We start from the raw sequence: 2,430 nt of genomic DNA on the forward strand, positions 1-2,430 counted from the left end.
GTCAACGGGACGCCAAACTGCTGCGCAGTTTGGTGCCCTCCGCTGCGCTCCGGCGCCCGTTACGTCCAACGTTAGCCGCCTATGAATGTGCGAATCCAGTTCGATGACAATCTGATCGAATTGTCCGTTCTTGAGAGAGCCCCGAGGGGTGTTCCAAACGAGGGCGACGTACACGTCTCTGCTCAAGTGAATCTCGGAAAATTCTCAGCATTCCACAAGTCCGTGTGGCTTGAGGAGCCCGTCCTCAACGGGTTCATTAACCAGCTAAGCACGCTCGAATTGACCAGAAAGGGCGTAGCCACGTTGGAAGCATGCAGTCCGGAGGATTTCAGGCTTGAAATCCGTAGTCGAGACTCCTTAGGGCATCTCGTTGTTGAAATTTCGCTTTGCCAGTATCAATACAGCGGCCCAACATATTGGCCAAATAAGCTGTCGGGCGGCTTTGAAATCGACCCTTGTAGTATCAAGTCCGTACTTGACGACTTCAAGCGACTTCATGCCGGCGGCTAACAAGTCCGTCAACGGGACGCCAAAGTGCTGCGCACTTTGGTTCCCTACGCTGCGCTCCGGCGCCCGTTACGTCCAACGTTAGGCGCCACAAGTTGATACAAGGACATCGCCCCCTCGTTGCCCCTGGAAGAATTTTGCAGACGCTCTCCACTGAGGCTGCGAGCCTACTTGCGGAAGAATGGCTCGCCGTCTATGGCAGGAATCGAAGCGGCGCGAACACGAATGCATATCTTTGGCACGTATTCAGCGCTGACCGTTACCCCAGCGTCAATGGGGTCACCGCCATCGAGCAATACAAACAACAATTGGGTATCGAATTCGTGGTTCTCTCCAATGATCGCAAAGTGGCAGTTCTAACGGATCTCTTGCCCGAGACATCATCTCTGAGCGACTACTACGTTTTTCCGCCAAATTTCGCTTGGACAATGGCTTTCACTCACGAAGACGGTTGGTTAGGTCCTTACTTCGCGCGACATCCCGAATTTTCGGCGCTGGACGCCGAGAATCAATCAAGGCTCAAGAAGGCCAAAGAGGTGGAGGCTGCTCGCCTGAAGGGGTGGTGCTAAATGCCTAACAAGTCCGTCAACGGGACGCCAAAATGCTGCGCATTTTGGTTCCCTCCGCTGCGCTCCGGCGCCCGTTACGTCCAACGTTAGCGTCAATGCTGAAAGCGTCCGAACTTGAAACGTGCGTTGGCTTTGCCGGCGTGGCCAACGTTCCCGTGCAGCGCTTGTACCGTTTCGGTTTGGGGGCCAATTCTTGCACGGCAGTCGGGCGCCACGCCCGGTTATCGTTCCGGTCGTGGTCGCGAGCTTTTCCCCGCAACCGTTTCGCTTTCTCAATCCCCTGCACTTCGGGCCTGCGCTGCATGAATCGCCGTTCAAATTTCACCGCTGCCGCTAACAGGTCCGTCAACGGGACGCCAAACTGCTGCGCAGTTTGGTGCCCTCCGCTGCGCTCCGGCGCCCGTTACGTCCAACGTTAGGCGCCTGACATGAACGAAGGTTGGTGCGATGAGGATTACTTGGTGCTTTTCTCCGAGGAGGAAAGCCATGCCAAGGCGCAACAATACAAACTTCCAACTTATCTACCGGGCTACCAATTGGTTGGGCTAAAGGGCTGGGACGACTTCATCGTTGTGGCACCCACTGGAAAGTATTTCTCGGTGCCAACCGTTCCGCTCACTGAACAAGACCTTCAGTCATTCAGCTTTCCATCGCCGCTTAAACTCACTGTCGACGAACGCTTTGTGGGCAAGGTCAAGTGGTACACAAAACCAATCGCCTTCGGCGGTGATCCCGCCGTTAGCGAAAATCTCACTTGGGTCAGCCACGAACAGCATGCTCAATTGGTAGTCTGGTGGAATGAACAATATCGTGCCATTACCTCTAGACCCGGCGCCTAACCCTACGCTCAACGCGGACCGCCCAACAGCTGCGCTGTTGGGTTCCCTCCGCCCTACGGGCTCCGGCGGCCGGTTAGCTTCACGTTAGAGCGCACCAGTGATCGATGCTATTTCCAGCTTTGTTGGCTCGTGGCTCGTCGATGTTTTGTTGGCGGTTGTCTTTTATTGGCCCGGCTGGGTTGTCTTGCGCATCGTCACGTTCGGTCGCTATCCGCCCCAACGGAAACAACCCCACAATGCCGTGTTCGTCTCAGTAATTGGCCTCGCGGCTTTGCTGGCTGCACTCACCATCGGCTACCAATTGAGCGGCTCATGAAAACAACCCCAGTTCAACGTCCGCGCTCTAACACTGCAGTCAACCGGACACCCAAATGCTGCGCATTTGGGTCCCCTCCGCTGGCGCTCCGGTGCCGGTTACTTCCACGTTAGCCCCGTGTTTATTCATTCGAAATTCCTGCTGGCAATGTTTGAATCGCTGTCCCGGCGCTTCTCGCTTTGCGGGGCGCCGCAGGTTT

General features: G+C 55.8%; 4 protein-coding genes. All 4 read left to right on the forward strand.

Annotated features, from left to right (window positions below; translation table 11 throughout):
* Positions 1–81 precede the first annotated feature (81 nt).
* Entirely contained in the window at positions 82–510 is a 429-nt protein-coding gene (locus OPU71_RS21425) for a WapI family immunity protein (RefSeq protein ID WP_420712413.1), read from the forward strand.
* Between the two features lie 134 nt (positions 511–644).
* Positions 645–1,076, forward strand: a complete 432-nt coding sequence (locus OPU71_RS21115; RefSeq protein WP_267730080.1) for a DUF4275 family protein — start codon at positions 645–647, stop codon at positions 1,074–1,076.
* 428 nt (positions 1,077–1,504) lie between these two features.
* On the forward strand, positions 1,505–1,915 hold the full coding sequence (locus tag OPU71_RS21120) for a hypothetical protein (protein ID WP_267730081.1): 411 nt from the start codon (positions 1,505–1,507) through the stop codon (positions 1,913–1,915).
* A gap of 97 nt (positions 1,916–2,012) precedes the next feature.
* Positions 2,013–2,231 (forward strand): hypothetical protein, encoded by a 219-nt coding sequence (locus OPU71_RS21125; RefSeq protein ID WP_267730082.1) that lies wholly within the window; start codon positions 2,013–2,015, stop codon positions 2,229–2,231.
* The last annotated feature ends 199 nt before the right edge of the window (positions 2,232–2,430 follow it).

Origin of the sequence: Niveibacterium sp. 24ML, assembly GCF_026586805.1 — a bacterium.
Lineage (GTDB): Bacteria > Pseudomonadota > Gammaproteobacteria > Burkholderiales > Rhodocyclaceae > Niveibacterium.

Coding starts and splice junctions, on each gene's coding strand:
- OPU71_RS21425 (WP_420712413.1), top strand. CDS start 82: ATGAATGTGCGAATCCAGTTCGATGACAATCTGATCGAATTGTCCGTT.
- OPU71_RS21120 (WP_267730081.1), top strand. CDS start 1,505: ATGAACGAAGGTTGGTGCGATGAGGATTACTTGGTGCTTTTCTCCGAG.